This window comes from Aeoliella fuhlenseeensis (assembly GCF_052161615.1).
Taxonomy (GTDB): Bacteria; Planctomycetota; Planctomycetia; order Pirellulales; family Lacipirellulaceae; genus Aeoliella.
Map to the genome: position 1 here is coordinate 1010036 of NZ_CP197417.1, position 16125 is coordinate 1026160.

Here is a 16125-nt window from a genome sequence, read left to right on the forward strand (position 1 = left end):
TTCTGCGGTGGTTTGCTTTCGCCGGCCTCTGCGTCGCGCTATCATGGTGCCGTGAGGTTGCCGGCGTGTGTGCCGGCAGCATTCCTTTACCTTTCGAGATGCGACGTCGTTATGAGCTGTTCTCGCCTTGAGTTGTCGCGTGCTTGCTTCCTGCTCATGACTTTGGCGTGCGCGTTGATAACTTCCTCCGGCACCTCCTCCCGTGCCGACGAGACCATGAACTACGGCAAGCCGATCGTCCTCACCGAGCGCGCCAAGCAATTGCACGCGTCGAGCTTGCTGATCGATGGACACAATGATTTGCCGTGGGCGATTCGTGACGACTTCGGCGGCAGCCTATCGGCCCTCGACATTGCGAAGGGCGAGCCCAAGCTTAACACCGACATTCCGCGTCTGAAGGCCGGCGGCGTGGGGGCACAGTTCTGGAGTGTCTACGTCCCGGTGAGCGCCGGTTATCGCGGCACTGCCCTCGGTGACACCATCGAGCAGATCAACCTCGTCAAAGAGATGATCACCCGATATCCCAACGAGTTTGAGCTCGCGCTAACGGCCGACGACATTGACCGTATTCGGGAAGACGGGCGCATCGCGTCGCTCATCGGAGTCGAGGGAGGACACTCGATCGAAGACTCGCTGTCCAACCTTAAGAACCTGTACGGCATGGGGGCCCGCTACATGACGCTCACACACAACGACTCGCTCGCGTGGGCAGACTCGGCGTCGGACGATGCGAAGGCCGACGGGCTCAACGAGTTCGGTGTTCGCGTAATCGAGGCGATGAATGACCTGGGCATGCTAGTCGACCTGTCGCATGTCTCCGACGCCACCATGCACGCTGCCTTGGACGCCAGCCGCGCACCAGTGATCTTCTCGCACTCTTCCGCACGCGGCGTTGCGGACGCAGTACGGAATGTGCCCGACGACGTGCTGAAACGGATGCCGGAGAACGGTGGTGTTGTGATGGTGAATTTTTATTCCGGCTTCTTAGTTCCCGAGGCGGTGGCCGTTTATCGCGGCAGCATCGAGTATCGCCGGACGTTGCCCAAGGACATGTCGGAGGGGGATGAGAAACTGGCGATGGATCGCTGGCGAAGCGAAAACCCGATGCCGCGTGGCACGATTCATCACTTGCTCGATCACATCGATCACATCGCCAAGACCGCGGGGGTCGAGCACGTGGGCATTGGCTCCGACTTCGATGGCGTCGGATCGCTCCCCACGCAGCTCGACGACGTGAGCTTCTATCCCTACATCACGCAGGGGCTCATCGACCGCGGTTATTCAGACGACGATATCCGCGCAATCCTAGGTGGTAACTTGATGCGAGTGCTTCGCGCAGCGGAGAAAGTCGCCGCCGAAGGTTCGAAGTAGCTCCTTACCCTTCACGTAACGAGGCTTACTCCTAACAGCACCATCAAGAACAGCACGATCGCGATCACGAGGAAGATCCCAAAAAAGATCTTCGCAATCGCGGCAGCGCCGGCGGCGACGTTGGTGAAACCTAGCGCACCAGCAATGAGCGCCACCACAGCAGCGATAATCGCCCAGGTTAGCAGGTCCATTTCAAGCTCCTTGAATGGGGGTGTGATTTACGCGAGGTCGAATAAGCAAAACGCGTGCCCACGCCTCGCTAACTGGTTTCCTTCGAAAACGCGTAGGCTAGAAATCGACCGCGGGGTGGTCGATAATCGGGCTTTCCGATGGCCCGTTTCTCGAACTCTTCTGCCCCGCGTAAGTAATGCCTCCACAAGAACTTGCGAACCGTTTTCAGTCGTTTGGCCAGCAGCACGCCCTGGCATTTTGGGACGAACTGTCGCCCGACGAGCAGTCGCATCTCGCCTCGCAGCTCGCGGCGATTGATCTGGAATTGATCGATTCGTTGTTCAAAGGGGACGTCGATCAACCGGACTGGGCGGCGGAAGCTCGCCGCGCGACGCCACCCCCCGCTATGCGGCTCGCGGACCGGCGGGGTGAAGGGACTTCGTCACTTGGTCTCTCGCCGGCCGAAGCAAAGCAAACCGGGGCCGCGGCGATGGCTGCCGGCAAGGTTGGCATCCTGCTCGTCGCGGGAGGGCAGGGGAGTCGACTGGGTTTCGAGCACCCCAAGGGGATGTACCCCATCGCGCCACTGTCGCACGCGACGCTGTTTGAGATTCATCTGAAGAAGGCTGTTGGCCTGGCGAAGAAGTATGGCAAGCCGGTGCCGGTCTATTTAATGACCAGCCCCGTGACGCACGACGAGACCGTCGCGTTCCTCGCCGAGCATAAGAACTTTGGATTACCCGCCGGCGACCTGCTCGTCTTCTGCCAAGGCACCATGCCGGCGGTCGATGATAAGACCGGCAAGCTGCTGCTCGCGGGCAAAGACCAGCTGTTCCTCAGTCCCGATGGGCATGGTGGCACGGTGGCAGCGCTGGAACGTAGCGGGGCGATTGCCCAGATGCGCCAGCGGGGCATCGAGCAACTCTTCTATTTCCAAGTCGACAATCCGATTGTCCCGATCTGCGACGCCGAACTGGTGGGCTATCATCTGCTCAGCAAGTCGGAACTCACTAGCATCGCCGTCGCCAAACAAACGCCAGCCGAGAAACTTGGCAACTTCGTCATGCTCGGTGATCGACTTCATGTGATCGAGTACAGCGATTTCCCCGCCGACGTGGCTGCCAAGCTCAACGACGATGGCTCGCTTCGGTTTTGGGCCGGTAGCATTGCGATTCATGTGTTCGACGTCGCGTTCCTTGAGCGGATGTTGTCGTTCAAGGACGCTCTGCCATTCCATATCGCCCACAAGAAAGTGCCGCATCTTAACGACGAGGGTAAGCTCGTCGAACCAACCGAGCCCAACGCTTTGAAGTTCGAGCGGTTCATCTTCGACCTGCTGCCCCAAGCCGCCCGGCCGATTGTGGTCGAGTACACCGAAGAGGAATGCTTTGCGCCGCTCAAGAACGCGCCGGGCGAGCCGAAGGACACTCCCGAGTACGTCCAGCGATTCATGATCGCTCAGCACCGCGAATGGCTCGAAGCGGCTGGTGCGAAGGTCGCTGAGGGAGTTGCCGTGGAGATCGATCCGGTTTGGGCCGTCGATGCCGAGGAAGTGGCGAAGCGGGTGAAGGCGGGGACCGCGTTTAGTGAAGAGACGTTGTTCTCGGACGCGAAGTGAGTTCGGTCGCGGACCGCGTGGCGGTCCGGCTAGGGCCCATTCGTATTGTCTAAGAAGGAACGTTTTATGTCGCTTGAAATTGAACAGAAGTTTCCGATTGACGACGCCGGCGAGTTTCTCGCGCGGGTGGCGGCGCTTACCGCGGAAGAACTGAGCGAAGTTGAGCAAAGCGATACCTACTACAATCACCCGGAGCGTGACTTTCGATTGACGGACGAAGCCATGCGCATCCGCCGTACCCACGAGGGGGCAGTTGTTACGTACAAAGGCCCCAAGCAGCAGTCGGAAGTGAAAACGCGTCGTGAGATCGAACTGGTGCTCGCGGAACCCGAAGCTTGGCCCGAGTTGTTCGAGGCACTCGGTTTTCGCGAAGTGGCGACCGTTGCCAAGCGGCGCCGTCGGTTTCGCGTTCGTCGCGATGGGTTCGAGGTGGAGCTGACGCTCGACAACGTGACCGACTTGGGGCAGTTTGCCGAGATCGAGATCGTCGCGGATGAGGCTCAGGGCGCCGACGCGCAAGAAGTGATTCGCTCGCTTGCCCGCGAGCTCGCCCTCGGCGAGGCCGAGAAGCGGAGTTATCTGTCGATGCTGATGGCCCAGCGGGGCGAATAACGCCCCATTTTCTCGGGCCGAACTGCGGTTTGCTTGGCGTGGCGATTCTGGGATACTCGCGGCCCTCAAGTTGCCCAGCTCCCCCGACCCTCCGCGGCTAGCATGAAAATCTTCTTCTCCGTTGGCGAACCCAGTGGCGATTTGCACGGTGCCAATCTGGTCCGCGCACTCAGGTCACGCAAAAGCGACATCCAGTGCGTTGGCTTTGGCGGACCACGCATGGCGGCCGCCGGGTGCGAATTGCATCAGGACCTGACGCAACTCGCCATCATGTGGATCGGCCGCGCGCTGCTGCACTTGCCGAAGTTCTTTGGATATCTTCGCCAAGCCGACGAGTACTTCGAGCGGGAGCGGCCCGACGCCGTGGTGTTGATCGACTATCCAGGGTTCAATTGGCACGTCGCCCGCAAGGCCCACGACCGTGGCATTCCGGTGTTCTATTACGGCACGCCTCAACTGTGGGGCTGGGCTCCGTGGCGAATCAAGAAGATGCGCCGCAACGTCGACCACGCGCTCTGCAAACTGCCGTTCGAAGAGCAATGGTTCCGCGAACGCGGGGTGAACGCGACCTACATCGGGCATCCGTACTTCGACGAGCTTCGCGAGCGAAAGCTCGACACCCCGTTCGTCGACGCACTTCGCTCGACGGAGAAGTCGCCCCTGGTCACCATCCTGCCAGGTTCGCGGACACAGGAAGTGAAAAGCAACTTGGCCGATTTGCTGAAGGCGGCGAAACTCGTCCGGCAGCAGGTTCCTGGCACGCGTTTCGCGATTGCGTCGTTCAAAGAGAGCCAAGCCGCAATGGCTAAGGCGCGAGTCGCCGAGTCGGGGCTCGACTGCGACGTGCATGTCGGTAAGACGCCCGAGCTGATCGACGCGGCGTCGGCGACGATGGCCGTCTCGGGCTCCGTGTCGCTCGAACTTTTGTACCACACCAAGCCGAGCGTCATTCTTTACCGTGTGTCGCGCTTCGCCTACGCGGTTCAGAAGCGGTTTCGGCTCGTACGATACATTACGCTGGTGAATTTGCTCACCGCGACCGACCTGTTTCCACGCAAGCCGGCAATCTACGATCCCGCGAGCCCCGAGGACGCCCATGTTCTTATGCCCGAGTATCTAACTTCGGAAGATCGCACCGAAGACCTCGCGGGGCATGTGGTCGAGTGGCTCACCGACGACCAATCGCGGCAGTCTCTGGTCGACAGAATGTCGGAGCTGAAGGACCGCGTCGCCCACGGAGGTGCCAGCGAGCGGGCCGCCGATTATATTGTGAGAGAACTAGAGCACCTGGGCCGCGAGGCGGCGTGAGGTGCGTCGATTGACTGCCCGCCTCTGAATACCCCGAAGACCACTCATGCTCGGCGAACCCGCACCCACACCCGGCGACGTTCACTTTCGTGTGGCGGGCTTTCCGGTTCGCGTCCATCCTTTCTTCTGGGTGATCGCCCTGGTGCTGGGTCTCAATTCGTGGAACGGCGAGCCTGTCGGCACGCTGTTGTCAGTGGTCGTCGTGTTCGTGTCGATCCTAGTTCACGAACTAGGGCACGCCGTGATGCAGCGCAAGTACGGCGGCTGGCCTCGAATCGTTCTTTACGGCATGGGTGGTCTTGCGATCTGCGACGATTGCGATCGGTCGTCACGTAGTCAAATCATCATTTCGATTGCCGGTCCCGTGGCGGGATTCTTGCTCGCGGCACTGGTAATTGTGGTGCTGGGGGCCACCAGATTCGTTGAATTCGTACCTGCTTGGGGAGAACCATCGCGGGAAGCATTCGAGATGGGGGCAACGCGCCTTGAAGAATCATGGCTCGTTGTGGGTACTTTGCTGTTCGAGCGTTTCCAGTCCGAAGCGGTCAACATGGTGGTGCAGATGCTTCTTTGGATTAATATCTTTTGGGGCCTCATCAACTTGCTGCCCGTCTATCCGCTCGACGGCGGACAGATCTCCCGCGAGGTGTTCATGATGGGGCATCGCTCCGCAAGCGACGGAATGGTTCGATCGCTGCAAGTATCGGTTGGCGTGGCCGCCGTGGCGGCTGTCCTCGGAATGGTGTGGCTGCAGTCACTTTTCACCGCGCTGTTGTTTGGATTCCTCGCGTACGATAGTTATCGCGCGCTTCAGGCTTACACGGGGCGTGGCCCTGGCTACGGTTGGGGATGAGCACGGTGGAACCCAACTCGGCGCCACCACCTGTCGCAAGGTTGGTGCTCTTGGGGGCAAGTAACCTTCGCCTGGGGCTCAATTCGCTCTTAAGACAGGCCTTGCCACGCTTCGCGGGCCCTATTGAAGTCTTTGTCGCGCATGGTTTTGGGCGTTCGTATGGTCGGAGGTCGGCCATTCCGTATCGCGCGCTTCCTGGCATCAAGCAATGTGCTCTGTGGGATGACTTGCGAAGTCGACCAAGTTTACCCACTTTCGCACTCATCACCGACGTTGGTAACGACCTGTTGTATGGTGCTTCGCCCAACCAGATCATCGAATGGGTAGGTGAGTGTGGCGCTGAACTACGCGCGATGGACGCCAACATCGTGACAACAGAACTACCGCTCGACGCGATTCTGGCCACCACCAGACTACGCTTTCAAGTATTTCGCACAATTTTTTTTCCACCGTCGCGACTGACGTTCGAGCGCGCGTGCGAACTGGCACACGAGACCAATGAAGGGCTCAAGAATCTGTCGCATGAACTTGCTTCGAGCGTTGTTCGCATGGACCCAAAGTGGTACGGCATCGATCCCATTCACATTCGAATGCAGTACCGCACCGCGGCGTGGAATAAGATCGTTGAAGCATGGCGCGTATCGACCACGTCGCCAAGAGAACGTGTATTTCGCCGGAAAAATAGCATGTTGCTTCATATGGCGTACCCTCACGAGCGGTGGTTTCTTGGTCGTCATCAACGACGCACGCAGCCTTCGGTAACGCTTAGCGATGGTTCGGTGGTCGCCATCTACTAAGTACGATCGCGAGTTAACAATCGTTTTTCGTGAAGTTGTTGAGCAGCGCGCGTAAGAGTCTCTCGTCGCGCTTCACAGCATGGCCAAAAGGCATCGTTGAGTTCCTCTTCAGCGCACGCTACGCAAAATTTTTGCTTAACACGTGTTGCATAACTCGTAAGAATTCGTACAACTACCGACTAAGGAACTATGGTAGCTTGCGATAGGTTGCAAACTGTGTGTTTCAAACACTCACTTGCTCACCCTTCGCAAGATGCCTTTGGCCGTCGCGGAAGGACGGTCAAGTTTTTCGCTGACGGGTTCGGTGGGCGAATGTCGAAGGCAGGTCCTTCGCGTCTGTCGAGCCTTGATGCCACTTTCCATTAATGGAGGATTAACCGTGGCCAAGAAGAAGAAGGTAGCCAAGAAGAAGGTTGCCAAGAAAGCGACCAAGAAGAAGGCCGCTAAGAAGAAGGTAGCCAAGAAGGCCGCCAAGAAGGCGCCGAAGAAGAAGGCCGCCAAGAAGAAGACCGCCAAGAAGAAGGCAACCAAGAAGAAGGCAACCAAGAAGAAGGTAGCCAAGAAGAAGGCGACCAAGAAGAAGGCTGCCAAGAAGAAGACCGCGAAGAAGATGTAGCTCGATCGCGGGTTTCGACCCGCGTCAGCCTCATTTTGCAGTAACGAGAAAGAGCCGTTCAGCCGACGCACCTAGTGCAGGGGCTGCCCGGCTCTCTTTTTTTGCGCTGATCTGCCGTGCCGTAAGTACCCAGGGCTGCGCTGCGGCTGACATGTGCGGCCCCTACGGGGCAGTCCTTCGCCAGACCTTTATTCGCGCAGATGCGCGTTATGCGCGGGAACTCTTCTCTCCTGCGCTGGGTATCTCCCAACCGTCTTAGAGAACCGGCAGGCCCATGCCCGCGGCGGGTTGGTTCGCCCGTTCGCGGAGGATGCTTCGCACCGTTTGGGCGGCGATGGCCTGGAAATACCGGCTCGTTTCTTCGTCGGTCAAGTTGCCGGACGTTTCGCCTGCGTCTCCGCGTTCGCGGATCGCGATGTTGATCGGCACCTCGCCGAGGAACGGCACGCCCAGCTCAATCGCTTTGTCGCGCGCCCCACCCGAGCCAAAGATGTCATACCGCTTGCCATTGTCGGGGCAGAGGAAGTAACTCATGTTCTCCACCATGCCCAGCATCGGGATGTTGACCTTGTGGAACATGGCGATCGCCTTCACCGCGTCGAGCAGCGCTACGTCCTGCGGAGTGCAAACCACGACCGCGCCGGTGAGGGGTAGGAGTTGCGATAGGGTGAGCGCGATGTCGCCTGTGCCGGGTGGCATGTCGATGATCAAGTAGTCGAGTTCGCCCCACTCGGTGTCACGCAAAAACTGCGTAATCGCTCCGTGTAGCATGGGGCCACGCCACACCACGGCTTCGCCCTCGGCGACCAAAAAGCCCATGCTCATGATCTTGAGGTCGTCTTTCTCGATGGGCTGCAATCGCTTCTCGATGATGTGAGGCCGCTCGTTCACGCCAACCAAGTGCGGAACACTAGGGCCATAGACGTCCGCGTCCATTAGCCCGACCTTCGCACCGCTGTTGCGAAGCGCGTAGGCTAGCGATACTGCCACGGTGCTCTTACCAACGCCCCCTTTGCCCGAGCCGACGGCAATAACACTCTTTGCCGCGAGGCCAATCTGGCCGATGCGCTCTGCGTGGCGATTGTGGGGGACGATGCTGACTTTAATGCTTGTGGCGGACGGAAGACGCTGGCGGAGGTGCTCTTCGCACTCGGTGCGAATCGCTTCGCGGAGCGGACCGACCCAGGACGTGAGGCCTAGTTCGACATCAACGGCTCCGTCCGAAACATGGATCGCGCGGACTTGCTCCATCCGCACGACGCTACGACCGGTTTCCGGGTCGTTGAAATCGCTTAGTGCCCGCTCTACGTCTTCTCGTTGGACGGCATCGCCCGCCATGCTGAACTCCCATCTTGCTGCTAAACATTGCTTCGAAACGGCCCGGAAACTACCCGATGCCAACGCCCTGCGTCACCCACAACCGTAGGCTTCAGCGTCGATGTTGCCAAGCGGGGCCCCAGCACGGCAGGGGCAGCTCTGTTAGCGGATCGTGGCTAGTCTGCCGAGATTTAAGGTGCGAAATGAGGGGTTCGAGTCGCGGCAAGGCGGCGAGCGTCGGAATCACCTCGCGGGAACCTGCTTCCAAGAGCAACCGCTCGGCCGCCACGTGGGCTTCGGGTTCCCCGAGCGATCGCCGACATAAAAGCGCCACGGTCGAAGTGCCGGCCGGTCGCTGGGCGATCCAAGCGGCCAGAGTGACGAGCGTTTCAAGCGCCACTAGCACCACGTCCAGTAGTTCCGGCCCGGTTGCGGCGTTGTTCAGAGCGGCGATGTTCTCGAAATGTAAAAGCCCCAAGGGTGCATCCTGTTCCGCACGCCATCGATCAACGCCCCGCCGAATGGCTGCCTGCCAGACGGGATCGTCAGCGATGACACGAATGGCGGGCCCACGGTGATCCGCGGCGAGCGGCCAAGGATAGCGTACCGAGCCATCCACGAGTTCCCAGCTTGGGGTGATCATTCTCCCTCCACCGGCAGGAATTCGATGCCTTCATCTTCGTCGACCGGCGATTCGATCGCGGGGGGCGTCGAGAGTGGAGTCTTTGCGGCATCTCTTTCCTTCAATGTCGCTGGTTCGACGAGGCCCATCTGCTCCAGCTTGCGGTAGAGCCGTGGTCGCGAAACACCGAGTAGCCTCGCTGCTTCGGCCTTGTTACCGCCCGCAAGCTCTAAGGCTCGCAGCACCAGCGTCGACTCCACGCGGCTCAAGTACGCATCAAGATCAATCGGCTGCGGACGATCCGTGGCGAGCGCAGCTCCTTCGACCGCGTGGAGCATGACGCGTGGTAAATCGCGGGGCGTGATCGCCCGGCCTCGCGCGCGGACGTGGGCTTTGGCAACCACATCGCGAAGCTCGGTCAGTTCGCCCGGCCACGGATAAAGCATCAGCAGGTCGAGCGAGTCGGTGCTTATAGTGACTTGCTTTGGTTCGTCACGATTGAGCTCGTCGAGAAACCACGGGGCGAGCGCCGGAATATCTTCAGGCCGCGAGGCGAGCGGAGGCACTTCGATGGCCAGCGTGGTAAGTAGCGCCATCAACTCGTCGGATAGCGTCGACTCGTTGGGTTCGGGCGAGTCGTCGCCCACCTCCAGCGTCGCGACCATCGGTGTTCGCCACTCACCTCGGCTGGCGTGCGTGAGTAGCTCGGCCTGTTGCTCGGCGAGCAGGCGATCGATCGACTCGATGACCAGCGTACCGTGCTCTTCGGCGCGAGCGATCGATTGCAGGACGCGGCTCAGTTCGTTGGGCAGCGCCTCAGCGGCATCGAGCGTCCACAGCGATCCTTGCCCCTCCGCATAGCGGCGGTAATGGATCGCCTGGGCGATGTCGGCAAGCTGTGCGGCATCGCGTCCGCGAACCAGCACGTTCGCGCCGCTGGCGGCCGCTGCCGCGACTTGATTGCGGATCCGCTTCATCGCGGGGCTGTCACCCACCAGCGACTCGCACCGGCCTTCCGCGAACCGACTCGCCTGCTGCTGCCGGAACTGAATCAGGGCGTCGGCGGGCGAAGGTTTACTCACGACGGGCGGACTCGATGGCGCGATCAGGGGGAACTGACATACTCGCACCAGTATAACCCACTCCGCGAGACGCGGGCATGTCGCCAGTTGTACGCACCAAAAAGCGAAACCGCGACGCCGGCCTGATGGCTGGCGCCGCGGTTATCACAGAGCTTCATTCTCTAAGTCGATTGAGGCACGCGGGGCGTCAGTCCCCCCGAAATGACGCGACCCGAGGCTGAGGAGCCCGAAGGCCCCTCGATCAAAAGACGTCGAGGATGAAGTGGTGTCCGGAGTGGTACTTGCGTGGCGACGGATAGTAGTTGTGCCAACGCTTGTTGTAGACCGGGATCCGCATTTCTGGCGGATAGCGGTAATACAGGCTGTCAGCGCTGCGGTAGTATTCGTTACCCCAGAAGTTCTGGGGATAATAGACGTAGGGATAGTGGTAAAAGCGGTCCCAGTCTTGGGTCGTGTAAGTGTGGCCCCAAGCCCGCCCGTAGGCCTGCTGAGCCTCTGCCGACGACGCGGACAGACCGGCGAGCAGCATCGCTGCCGAAGCAACGATGATAGCAAAGCGGCGATGCATGTTTCCCCCCGGAAATCAAACGATGGCAGTGCGGGTCAAGTTCCGCGAGCCAAGGTGGTTGCTGGTGCCACCTGACTCCCGGTGCCTATACCATCGGCGGACGGCAGGACCGGAATTGAGAGAAAATCCGGCAGGACCGTTACAGGCGGCATTCTCGTGCGGGTTTGCGTGGGAGAGAAGATTGGCTGGAACTCCGTATCCATCGAGCCCCGTGCGTGAGCACGGGGAGCATAAGGAGTAAGTAAACAGCAATGTGTTAACTCGCTCCCCCCGCCGACTTCACCTGCTCAATCAACTTCTGAGCTTCGTCGGCCGCTTCGGTTCCTGGAAACTCTTCGATCAGCGTCTCAAGCTGCGCCACCGCGCGTTCGATGGCCGCGGGCGTGTTCTTCGAGCCAGCGCGGATGGCGGCGGCTAGTTTCTTGGCGGCCTTGTGCTGTTGCTGGACACCGTCCGACTTCTTGAGCTCGTCGTACTTCTTGGCGACCGCGGCGGGGACGGGGTAACCATCGTACTGCTTTTGAAAGCTTTCGATTGCCTGGAAGGCCGCCCATTCTTCGCCGGCTTGGAGTTGTTCTTTGATTGCCTCGAGGTCAGCGTCCATCGACGCTTTGACCACCGAGTAAAGCTGCTTGGCGGCTTCCTTAGTCTCGGCGTTGCCTTGCTTGCCAGCACGCATCAGCGCCTTGGACGCGGTGCCGTAGTCGCCGATTTCGACGCGCTGCCACACGGGGAGTAGTTCTTCGGGCATCGTCGTGGGATCGACGTTCCAACTTCCGGTCTCGGCCGCGGTCTCGGCGGCGAGGCCGAACTGGTCGGGCGAAACGCCACGCCATTTGCCATCGGGGGTAAGCACGCGAACTTGGTAGATATTGTTCAGGCTGATTTCTGCGGCAAGGGCTTCCTTCTCAAACGACCGATCGGGGTCGACAATCACGGGCCACTTGATGTTGTTCCGCGACAGGTAGCCGCGAATCTGTTCGGGCGTGTTGCCCGAGTTCACGGCGATAAACACCACCGGCTTGTCGCTATTCTGCTCTGCCGCAGCGAGAAGGCCTTCCCACTTCTTCTCGCAAGTTGGACATTGCTCTTCGAAGAAGTAAAACACCAGCGCCTTGTTCTCGAGCTTCGCCAAATCGAGCGGCGAGCAGTTCATCCATTTGTCGGGCGATGCCGGAAGGGCGGCGAGCTTGCCGTCCGCACCGTACCACTGAATCTTCGGCGCCGAATCCGTCGGTGCCGCTTCGTCGGCACCAAACGCGCCGGACGCCACGAGCATTGAGCAAAGCACGATCCATGAGCGAAAAGCAGTTAGGCGATTCATCTTGTTCCCCATTCCCCGCGAAAGTTCTCTGTAGGTCGGACCACCAGGTCCTCTAGTCCGCCGATCATAACCTTTGGCGGCTCAACATTGAACCACGAAAATCGCGCAGATCGGCGTGGTGGTTTCACCTCAAAAGGGCGGAAATGGGCTGCAACTGCCAGGAAATCAATTGCGGGACGATAGCGGCAGCTGCCCGAGAAGCTTCCGGGCATCGTCTGCCGCTTCCGATTCGGGATACGCGTCCACTAGCCGCTGTAGCATCGCGGTTGCTCGCTTGATGGCCGCCGGCGTGCCCGCGGAGCCCGCCCGAAGTGCGAGGTCGTACTTCTTGGCCGCCACGAGTTGATCGCGAATACTGTCGAGTGCTGCTAGTTCGTCGTGCTTCTCGATCATCGTTTCGGGAATCTCGTACCCCTTGTAGGTCTCGAGCAGCGAGCCAATCGCCTGGTACGCGTGCCACTCGTCGTCAGCCTCGAGGAGTTCGTCGATTGCCTTGAGCTCCTTCTGCATCTCGATGTCGACGGTCGCCTTCAGGACATCGGCCGAGGCTTTCACTTCTTCGCTACCTCGCCGCGTCGCTTGGTTGAGCAGCGGTAGCGCCTGCGAGAAGTTTCCAAGTTCGATTAGTCCCCAGGCGGGCCGAAGCTCTAGCGGAACGGTGGCCGGCAAAACTTTGAATCGGCCTTCCTTGCCCGCCGCCGTCGCGGCTGCCGACATGCGCGACGAACTGCGAATCTCCCACTTCCCCTTGTTCGGGCGCATGCGGACTTGCGTGGTGTTCTGCAAGGTGATGGGGTCGCGAATCGATTGCCGCTCGAACGAGCGATCGGTGTCGGCAATCACCGGCCAGTTGATTTGATGCTCGCGAAGGTACGCGGCGAGCTTCGCCGGCGGTGTGCCCGAGTTCACGGCAATGAACACGATAGGGTCGAGCGACCGCTGCCGCGACTCTTCCAGCAACTTGGGCCACCGAGCTGCGCACTTGGGGCAGTCCTCTTCGAAGTAGTAGAGAATGATCCCCTTGCCTTCGAGTCGATCGAGTGACAACGGCGCGTAGTTCATCCACGCTTCGGGCGCTGTGGGGAGCGTGTAGTCGACGAGCGCTGTTTCTTCCTGAGCCAGTGCGACGCTGGCTGTGAACGAGAAAAGTATCGCCAAGGTTGCGGCATTCACGATGCGCATGATCTGAAGTCCCCGATGAGAGCAACTGGCCGACGAAAGGCCGGGCCCTCTATCGTAACTACCGCCGGGAGACCGGACCACCAAAACCGCAAAAACTCGGCGAGTTCCGCAAGTCAGGCTTATTCAGGAGTTTTGCCTTCGAGCAATTCCTGTTCCCACTCGTCCATCAACGGCCAGTCGATAGCGCAAGTGCCGAAATCGGCCATGTGCAGGTAGGTTTCCAGCCGGTCGATGGTTTTCTGCAGCATCGCGTTGTCCTTGCGGAACGCGGGGCCATGGCTGGGGAGCAGCCACTCCACGTCGCTCTCCTGGATTCGCTTGAGGGACGAAATGAAGCCCGGGATGCTGCTGCCATGATGAGCGTCGATTGCGCCGACCGAGCCATCGCGGAAGATATTGTCGCCCGAGAGCAGCAGGTTGCCCAGGCGGAACGAAAGCTGTCCGTCGGTGTGCCCGGGCGTGTGCCAGACTTCGAGTTCGACGTCGCCAATCTGGATCTTATCGCCCTCGTTGAGTCGGCGCTCGATTTCCACCTTGGGCATGTCGAGATCAATGCCCTGGGCTTCAATGGCTGCAAAGGTCGACAGCCGATCGCCTGACTCCAGAGGAATGGCGGCAGCAGGATGACAAGCAACCGTGGTCTTGAGAATCTGCTTCGCCTTGGCGAGCCCCTGGATGTGATCGACGTCGGCGTGCGAAGCGATCAGTGTCACGCACTTGCTGTAGGGGAAGTCGAGCTGGCGAATCAGCTCAAGCACCTCGTCCACCGCGTCCTCGAACCCGATGTCGAGCAGGGCCCAGTTGTTCTGGTCGTCATAAATCAAGTAGACACTGCAGGTGATCCGCTGCCGGGCCTGGTGATTGAGTTCGATGACGTGCGGGAACAGTGGATTGCGCTGAAGCATGACGCGGCGTGGGGGCGTAGTAGGGTCGACGGGAAAATTCTCGGGGCCCTAGATGATAGAGCGAATGGCTCCAATGAGCAACGTGCGGACCGTTTCAGACGCTAATGCAACCCAGTCGCAATAGGTGTTTAGCTCGGAGATTCCCACTGAATTGTCTTCGCAATGCCCTGTTTATAATCCTCGCACGAAAGCTCGATCGGCAGATCCGCCATCAGGCGCCGATTGCTAACCCGCTTGTCGGCAGCGGCCCTCGCCGCGCGGGGGCTCCCCTCTTCGGGTTCGGTGAACGTTGGCTCCGGCGTGCCCAATTGGCGGGCGACCTCACGATAGTACTCGCCCCGCACCACGGGATGCCCGTCGCTCACGCAGTAGGTTACGGGGCCGCGAACTTGTCGCGCGGGGGCAGCCAGGGCCACCACAATTCGCGCACCGTCATAAACGTGAATGAGGTTTAGGTAACCCTCCTGCGGCGCCTCGATCGGCTCACCCGCCTTGAGTTGCGCGAGGTAGGGCAAACGGTGGGGGCCGTAAATGCCAGCAAGTCGCAACAGAATTGCGCGATCGGCGAATTGGCTTTCTCGAATGAGCTGTTCGGCCGCCAGCGAAGCGATCCCGCCCGGGCGGGTGGGGCAGGGGGGAGTGTCTTCATCGATCCATTCGCCATCCGCATTGCCATACACGCCGGTGGTGCTGATGTAGATCAGCCGGCCAATGTCATCAGGCAGTGCCGCTAGGATGTTCTTCACTCCGTCGACATAGACTTTGTCAATCGACTTGCCCGAGTTGCGATCGTAACCCACCGCGATGAGCACCGTGTCAACGGTTGGCAAGTTGGTGAGCGACGCGGGATCGGTGACATCGGCGACGATCGGCTGCCAACCACGCGTGCGAAACTCGTCCGCATTCGCGTTTGATCGCGTCACGGCGTGCACCGTGTCGCCTTGCTCGCTTGAAATTTTGGCGACACGCTCGCCAAGGTAGCCGCAGCCGAAGAGGAGGAGAGATTGGGGCATGGGCTGGGGCGGGATGGGATTTTCTGGTAACGACGTTTCCTGGCCTACGTCTCAGGAGTATACTAAATAGTACGCTTTCCGCTCCCCCACTTGGTTCAAGGTATTATTTACGCCATGTCGCCTGTCGCCACGTCGTACATCGAAGCACGCGATGAGAAATGCGGTGGTAAGCCCTGCATTCAGGGGACTCGTATTCGTGTCCACGACATCTTTGCTTGGCATTTCTTAGGAGGCCAGTCTCCTGTCGATATCCTGGCCAGTTATCCGGAACTCTCTCTGTCCTCGATTCATGCTGCGATTAGCTACGTGCTTGACCATCGAGAGGAGATTGAGCGAGAGATTGCCGAAGAGAATGTGGCGTTCGACCAATTGAAGCGTAACGCTGTCTCAAAAGTCGCGATGAAACTTCGGACTAAAGATGGCAGCGATTCGATTTCATCTTGACCAGCATGTGCCTAATGCGGTCGCTCACGGGCTGCGTCAGTTCGGTGTCGATGTCACGACCACTCAGCAAGCTGGGTTGCAAGATGCAGATGATGCTGACCATTTGGCATTTGCACTTGCCGAGGGTCGCGTCCTCGTGACGCACGACCGGGATTTCGTCGATCGTCATCTTAACGGCGAGGTTCACGCGGGCATCTGTTATTGTCCGCAGGTCAAGTATCAACGCCGCGCTAGTGATTTGCTGCAGTCGATCTATCTGGTTTACGCTTGTCTTTCGGCCGAGGAGATGCAAGGCCACGTCGAATATCTTTGACGCAACTTT

At 59.7% G+C, this 16125-nt stretch carries 18 protein-coding genes; 9 read left to right on the forward strand and 9 right to left on the reverse strand.

Annotated elements, in window-relative coordinates:
• Nucleotides 1-111 precede the first annotated feature (111 nt).
• Nucleotides 112-1371 carry a dipeptidase gene (locus SH292x_RS04020; RefSeq protein WP_442484296.1) on the forward strand — a complete coding sequence of 420 codons (1260 nt, stop codon included), beginning with the start codon at nucleotides 112-114 and terminating at the stop codon, nucleotides 1369-1371.
• Nucleotides 1372-1382: 11 nt separating this feature from the next.
• Here SH292x_RS04020 and SH292x_RS04025 read toward each other — a convergent pair whose 3' ends face one another.
• A complete protein-coding gene (locus tag SH292x_RS04025; protein ID WP_442484297.1) occupies nucleotides 1383-1562 on the reverse strand; it encodes a DUF1328 domain-containing protein in 180 nt (59 codons plus the stop codon).
• Between the two features lie 176 nt (nucleotides 1563-1738).
• On the opposite strand from SH292x_RS04025, the gene SH292x_RS04030 reads away from it, so the two are divergent.
• The 6 genes from SH292x_RS04030 (at nucleotide 1739) to SH292x_RS04055 (ending at nucleotide 7346) form a co-directional block, all read left to right on the forward strand.
• A complete protein-coding gene (locus SH292x_RS04030; protein ID WP_442484298.1) occupies nucleotides 1739-3160 on the forward strand; it encodes a UTP--glucose-1-phosphate uridylyltransferase in 1422 nt (473 codons plus the stop codon).
• Between the two features lie 66 nt (nucleotides 3161-3226).
• Nucleotides 3227-3772: a class IV adenylate cyclase gene (gene cyaB, locus SH292x_RS04035; RefSeq protein ID WP_442484299.1), complete on the forward strand. Its 546-nt coding sequence runs from the start codon at nucleotides 3227-3229 to the stop codon at nucleotides 3770-3772.
• Between the two features lie 102 nt (nucleotides 3773-3874).
• Nucleotides 3875-5080 (forward strand): lipid-A-disaccharide synthase, encoded by a 1206-nt coding sequence (gene lpxB / locus SH292x_RS04040; protein ID WP_442484300.1) that lies wholly within the window; start codon nucleotides 3875-3877, stop codon nucleotides 5078-5080.
• Between the two features lie 46 nt (nucleotides 5081-5126).
• Nucleotides 5127-5933, forward strand: a complete 807-nt coding sequence (locus SH292x_RS04045; RefSeq protein WP_442484301.1) for a site-2 protease family protein — start codon at nucleotides 5127-5129, stop codon at nucleotides 5931-5933.
• A 101-nt stretch (nucleotides 5934-6034) separates the two neighbouring features.
• Complete coding sequence (locus SH292x_RS04050; protein WP_442484302.1) at nucleotides 6035-6730, forward strand: hypothetical protein; 696 nt, start codon at nucleotides 6035-6037, stop codon at nucleotides 6728-6730.
• A gap of 379 nt (nucleotides 6731-7109) precedes the next feature.
• Nucleotides 7110-7346, forward strand: coding sequence for a hypothetical protein (locus tag SH292x_RS04055; RefSeq protein ID WP_442485893.1), 237 nt, complete (start codon nucleotides 7110-7112; stop codon nucleotides 7344-7346).
• Between the two features lie 255 nt (nucleotides 7347-7601).
• Here SH292x_RS04055 and SH292x_RS04060 read toward each other — a convergent pair whose 3' ends face one another.
• The 8 genes from SH292x_RS04060 to SH292x_RS04095 form a co-directional block, all read right to left on the reverse strand.
• Complete coding sequence (locus tag SH292x_RS04060; protein ID WP_442484303.1) at nucleotides 7602-8684, reverse strand: Mrp/NBP35 family ATP-binding protein; 1083 nt, start codon at nucleotides 8682-8684, stop codon at nucleotides 7602-7604.
• Between the two features lie 91 nt (nucleotides 8685-8775).
• A complete protein-coding gene (locus SH292x_RS04065; protein ID WP_442484304.1) occupies nucleotides 8776-9306 on the reverse strand; it encodes a hypothetical protein in 531 nt (176 codons plus the stop codon).
• Entirely contained in the window at nucleotides 9303-10367 is a 1065-nt protein-coding gene (locus SH292x_RS04070; RefSeq protein ID WP_442484305.1) for a helix-turn-helix domain-containing protein, read from the reverse strand. The genes SH292x_RS04065 and SH292x_RS04070 overlap by 4 nt, the downstream gene beginning before the upstream one ends.
• A 241-nt stretch (nucleotides 10368-10608) precedes the next feature.
• Nucleotides 10609-10896, reverse strand: coding sequence for a calmodulin-binding protein (locus SH292x_RS04075; RefSeq protein ID WP_442485845.1), 288 nt, complete (start codon nucleotides 10894-10896; stop codon nucleotides 10609-10611).
• A 295-nt stretch (nucleotides 10897-11191) separates the two neighbouring features.
• Nucleotides 11192-12259 (reverse strand): TlpA family protein disulfide reductase, encoded by a 1068-nt coding sequence (locus tag SH292x_RS04080; RefSeq protein ID WP_442484306.1) that lies wholly within the window; start codon nucleotides 12257-12259, stop codon nucleotides 11192-11194.
• A 165-nt stretch (nucleotides 12260-12424) separates the two neighbouring features.
• Complete coding sequence (locus SH292x_RS04085) at nucleotides 12425-13441, reverse strand: TlpA disulfide reductase family protein (RefSeq protein ID WP_442484307.1); 1017 nt, start codon at nucleotides 13439-13441, stop codon at nucleotides 12425-12427.
• 119 nt (nucleotides 13442-13560) lie between these two features.
• Nucleotides 13561-14346, reverse strand: a complete 786-nt coding sequence (locus SH292x_RS04090; RefSeq protein ID WP_442484308.1) for an MBL fold metallo-hydrolase — start codon at nucleotides 14344-14346, stop codon at nucleotides 13561-13563.
• A gap of 128 nt (nucleotides 14347-14474) precedes the next feature.
• Nucleotides 14475-15359 carry an SDR family oxidoreductase gene (locus SH292x_RS04095; protein WP_442484309.1) on the reverse strand — a complete coding sequence of 295 codons (885 nt, stop codon included), beginning with the start codon at nucleotides 15357-15359 and terminating at the stop codon, nucleotides 14475-14477.
• Between the two features lie 114 nt (nucleotides 15360-15473).
• Between SH292x_RS04095 and SH292x_RS04100 the strand changes: the two genes are divergently transcribed.
• Together SH292x_RS04100 and SH292x_RS04105 are read left to right on the forward strand one after the other, a co-directional pair.
• Nucleotides 15474-15803, forward strand: coding sequence for a DUF433 domain-containing protein (locus SH292x_RS04100; protein WP_442484310.1), 330 nt, complete (start codon nucleotides 15474-15476; stop codon nucleotides 15801-15803).
• Nucleotides 15778-16116, forward strand: a complete 339-nt coding sequence (locus tag SH292x_RS04105) for a DUF5615 family PIN-like protein (protein ID WP_442484311.1) — start codon at nucleotides 15778-15780, stop codon at nucleotides 16114-16116. The genes SH292x_RS04100 and SH292x_RS04105 overlap by 26 nt, the downstream gene beginning before the upstream one ends.
• The last annotated feature ends 9 nt before the right edge of the window (nucleotides 16117-16125 follow it).